The 4,253-nt window shown below is 34.7% G+C and carries 5 protein-coding genes; 4 read left to right on the plus strand and 1 reads right to left on the minus strand.

Annotation, left to right across the window (positions count from 1 at the left end; translation table 11 throughout):
- Nucleotides 1–167: 167 nt before the first annotated feature.
- Nucleotides 168–725 carry a thermonuclease family protein gene (locus ACP5O9_RS08665; RefSeq protein ID WP_353686275.1) on the minus strand — a complete coding sequence of 186 codons (558 nt, stop codon included), beginning with the start codon at nt 723–725 and terminating at the stop codon, nt 168–170.
- Between the two features lie 14 nt (nt 726–739).
- Here ACP5O9_RS08665 and ACP5O9_RS08670 point away from each other — a divergent pair, with 14 nt between their 5' ends.
- From ACP5O9_RS08670 to ACP5O9_RS08685, 4 genes are read left to right on the plus strand one after another with little or no spacing between them, the layout of a single operon-like run.
- A complete protein-coding gene (locus tag ACP5O9_RS08670; protein ID WP_353686274.1) occupies nt 740–1,252 on the plus strand; it encodes a shikimate kinase in 513 nt (170 codons plus the stop codon).
- Nucleotides 1,239–2,318: a 3-dehydroquinate synthase gene (gene aroB / locus ACP5O9_RS08675; RefSeq protein WP_353686273.1), complete on the plus strand. Its 1,080-nt coding sequence runs from the start codon at nt 1,239–1,241 to the stop codon at nt 2,316–2,318. The genes ACP5O9_RS08670 and aroB overlap by 14 nt, the downstream gene beginning before the upstream one ends.
- Nucleotides 2,311–3,000, plus strand: a complete 690-nt coding sequence (locus ACP5O9_RS08680) for a response regulator (RefSeq protein ID WP_353686272.1) — start codon at nt 2,311–2,313, stop codon at nt 2,998–3,000. The genes aroB and ACP5O9_RS08680 overlap by 8 nt, the downstream gene beginning before the upstream one ends.
- On the plus strand, nt 3,000–4,163 hold the full coding sequence (locus ACP5O9_RS08685; RefSeq protein WP_424905295.1) for a sensor histidine kinase: 1,164 nt from the start codon (nt 3,000–3,002) through the stop codon (nt 4,161–4,163). The genes ACP5O9_RS08680 and ACP5O9_RS08685 overlap by 1 nt, the downstream gene beginning before the upstream one ends.
- Nucleotides 4,164–4,253: the final 90 nt, after the last annotated feature.

The following is a 4,253-nucleotide window of genomic DNA, read 5'->3' on the forward strand; positions in this document are numbered from 1 at the left end:
CTGGAGGTCGGGGGTTCAAGTCCCCTACCGTCCATCAAGAATTATCAAGGGTTTGCAAGAAATCACTTTTTAGACTTTCGCAAAATTGTCATACTGTAGTTTTTCAAGAGTTTTACCGCATCAATGTAAATCTTTGCTACTTCTATTCGCAGTTTCCGGTTAAAATCTTATCTATGATTTTGAGGATGCTGTTTTCTCCATTGAGATGGCGCCTCACGGAGTCCATCTTTTCCCCAAATTCCTCTTTTTTCCTGTCTTGCCAGTCTTTGTGCCTGCAAAAACCATTCAGTATATTTAACATTTGGCGGCACTGTATAAACCATAGCATATCCATCTCTTACCATCATATAGTTAAGCATCCTCCCATTTTTATCCCACAGATATGCAAGAATTCTTCCATATCTGTCTCTGTGCTGAACATCGAGTTCAATTTTTACAAGCCAGTCACTTTCTTTAATGAGTTTTCTTAGATGATTTTTAGCTCTTCTTCCCCATGGTTCCTGGGCAAGCTCTGGTGCATCTATTCCAATAAGACGCACTCTTTCAGTTTTAACTATAATCCCAAAAAAACTGCCCGTAACAATACTGACAGTATCACCATCATTGATTTCTGTGACTTTGTAATAATCAGCCTCTTTTTTTGCGCAGGCACTGGTGAAAATAAAAAATACAAGAAACAGTAGAATCCCAAAGCCTATGAAATTTTTAGTATAATAGTATTGCATAAATTAATTTTAACATGAAAAATATTGTTCTCATAGGATTCATGGGCACAGGGAAGAGCTCAGTTGGGAAAATTCTATCAAAAAAACTTGGTTTTAAATTCATTGATGTTGATAAAGTTATTGAAAAAACAACAGGCATGAAAATTTCTGAGATTTTTTCAAGATTTGGAGAGCCCCGTTTCAGAGATATTGAATCAGAAGTTATAAATCTCATAACTCAAAAAAACAGACAGGTTATTGCCACAGGCGGAGGAGTTGTTTTAAGAGAAGAAAATATGAAAAAACTTAAGGAAAATGGTGTAATTTTTTGCCTTAAAGCTTCAGAAAATGTTATTTTTGAAAGAGTGAAGCATTGTAAAGACAGACCTCTACTGCAGGTGGAAAATCCTGAAAAAAGGATAAAAGAACTCCTTGAAAAGAGAAAACATCTTTATGAAAAAGCAGATTTTTGCATTGACACAGAAGGATTAACTCCTGAGCAGGTGACAGAAAAAATAATTGAGAGGTTGATAGATGGAAAAACTTAGAGTTGAATTGGGTGAACGAAGTTATGAAATTCTCATTGACAGAGGAAATCTTTCCCTCATTGGAGAGAGGCTGCTAAGATTTTCTGTAGGAAAGAAAGTATCTATCATAAGCAATCCAAAGATTTTTGAGCTTTACGGCGAAAGAGTAATAGCATCATTAAAAAAAGAAGGATTCGACACTTATTCAGTTTTAGTCCCAGATGGAGAGCTTTACAAAGACTACTTCTGGGCATACCATATTCTTACTCAACTTCTTGAAGCAGGATTTGACAGACGCTCCTCACTTATTGCCTTAGGAGGAGGAGTGATAGGAGACCTCACAGGCTTTGTTGCTTCCATATATATGAGAGGCATACCTTACATTCAGATACCAACAACCTTGCTTGCTCAGGTTGACAGTTCAGTAGGAGGAAAAACTGCTGTTAACCATCCTCTTGGCAAAAACATGATTGGGAGTTTCTGGCAACCTTCTTTAGTATGGATTGATGTTGATACCCTTGATACTTTACCTGAAAGAGAGTTTATTTCAGGTTTGGCTGAGGTTATAAAATATGGAATTATATGGGATAGAGAATTTTTTGAATTTCTTGAGATAAATAGGGAAAAAATTCTGAGAAAAGAAAAAGAAGTACTGATCCAGATAATAAAAAGAGCCTGTGAGATCAAGACAGAGGTTGTTTCAAAGGATGAAAGAGAAAGCTCTCTTCGAGCCATACTCAATTATGGTCATACAATCGGGCATGCCATTGAAACTCTGACAGGTTATGGCAGATATCTTCATGGAGAGGCAATATCAATTGGAATGGTCTATGAGGCAAAGCTCAGTAGAATGCTTGGTTTTCTTGAAACAGAAAGTCTGGAAAGAATAAAAAATATTTTGAAAAACTTTGGATTACCCATAAATCTACCTCTTAATATGGATTCATCAGCCATGATAAAAACCATTTTGCTTGATAAAAAGAACATTGAAGGAAAAATCAGAATGGTCATTCCAGAAGCAATAGGTAAGATGAAAATAAACTTTGAAATATCAGAGGAAGATTTAAAAAAGGTTTTAAATGAATGAAAAAATTTTAGTTGTTGAGGACGAAAGAGAGATTGCTGATTTAATAGCCTATACACTTAAAAAGGAAAATTTTGAAGTAACAATAGCTCTTGATGGTGAGACAGCTTTAAAGAAACTAAGAGAAAATTTCTTTGATCTCGTGGTTCTTGACCTCATGCTGCCTAAGATTCAGGGACTTGAGATATGCAAAGTTATAAGAAATAATCCAGATATGCAGAAAACGGGAATAATAATTGTAACTGCAAAGGGTGAAGAGTTTGATAAAATCACAGGACTGGAAGCTGGAGCAGACGATTACATTACAAAGCCTTTCAGCTCAAAAGAGCTTCTGGCAAGAATAAAAGCAGTTTTAAGAAGAACAATGCCAGCACATTCTAAGCAGAAGATTATAAAAATAAAAGAAATGGTAATAGATAAGGAAAAATACCTGGTAACAGTAAAAGGACAGCCAAAAAGGCTCTCAGCAACTGAGTTTAAACTTCTTTTATACCTTGCAGAAAGACCAAATAAAATTTTTAATAGAGACCATCTTCTTGATGCTGTATGGGGGCATGAAATTTATGTGGATTCAAGAACAGTGGATGTTCACATAAGAAGACTTCGTTTAAAAATTGAAGAGGATCCTGATAATCCAGAATATATTAAAACACTTCGTGGAATTGGCTATTACATTGAGGCTTAATGGTAGCGGAATTTTTAATATTGCTGATTTTTCTTTTAATTCTTATAATTTTGATACTGGCAGGCAGGATAAAAACACTTTCTCAAAAAATTCATGAGCTGCAGTCTGAAAAAAATGTTTATGAATTAACTCAAATTAAATCACCTCAAAGCTTTGAAACAATTTTAAAATCAATAACAGAAGGACTTCTTATTATTGATCCCAGAGGTTACATAATGCTTGCCAATCAAAGTCTTAAAGATATTTTAAGAATAGATGAACCTCCAGAAGGAAAACAGGTTATTGAAGTTATTAGAAACATAGATTTAATAAATCTTATAAGCTCAGCAATGGTTGAAAAACAAGATTTGACAGCAGAAATCATAGTTAAGAAAGCTGGAAAAGACATATATCTTCTTGCCAAAGCAATGCCTGTGGTTGATTCAGGAAGTGTCTCTTTTCTAATAATTCTTCTTCATGACATAAGTAGACTTAAACAACTTGAAAATATAAGAAGAGATTTTGTCGCAAATGTTTCTCATGAACTTAAAACACCTGTTACTGCCATAAAAGGCTATGCGGAAGCTCTTCTTGATGGAGCTATTGATGAAAGAGAGAATGCCAAAAAATTTATTGAAATCATAAAAAATCAGGCAGACAGACTTAATGCACTGGTAGAAGACCTTTTGACTCTCTCAAGGATTGAATCAGGAGATATAAAAATTGAAAAGGAAAAGATACTGCTTGAGAGTCTGGTAGAGTCGGTTTTTGAGATTTTTAAGGACAGGGCAGAAAAAAAAGGGCTTCTTTTAAAAAAAGAAATTCCCTATGAAACATTTATTTATGCAGATAAAGATAGATTTACCCAAATAATGATAAATCTCATAGACAATGCCATAAAATTTACTGAAAAAGGCTTAGTAAAAGTGAGATTTTTCCAGGAAAATGATAAAGGAATTCTTTCAGTGGAAGATACAGGGATAGGAATTCCAAAGGAGCATCTCTATAGAATTGGAGAGAGATTTTACAGGGTTGATCAAGCCCGTTCAAGACAGCTTGGAGGAACAGGGCTCGGATTAGCTATAGTTAAACACCTTGTTTTAGCTCATGGATGGCAGTTCAAAATTGACAGTGAAGTGAATAAAGGAACAGAGGTAAAAATTATTATTCATGATAATTTTTGAAAACTACCTTATTGCCTCACATAAAAATCTATTCGAAAGGAGTTTTTACCTTTTTCTTGACACCGTGTTGTCCTTGCATCCCTTGTGGGT

It is taken from the genome of Thermodesulfovibrio sp., assembly GCF_049969575.1.
Classification (GTDB): Bacteria; Nitrospirota; Thermodesulfovibrionia; order Thermodesulfovibrionales; family Thermodesulfovibrionaceae; genus Thermodesulfovibrio; species Thermodesulfovibrio obliviosus.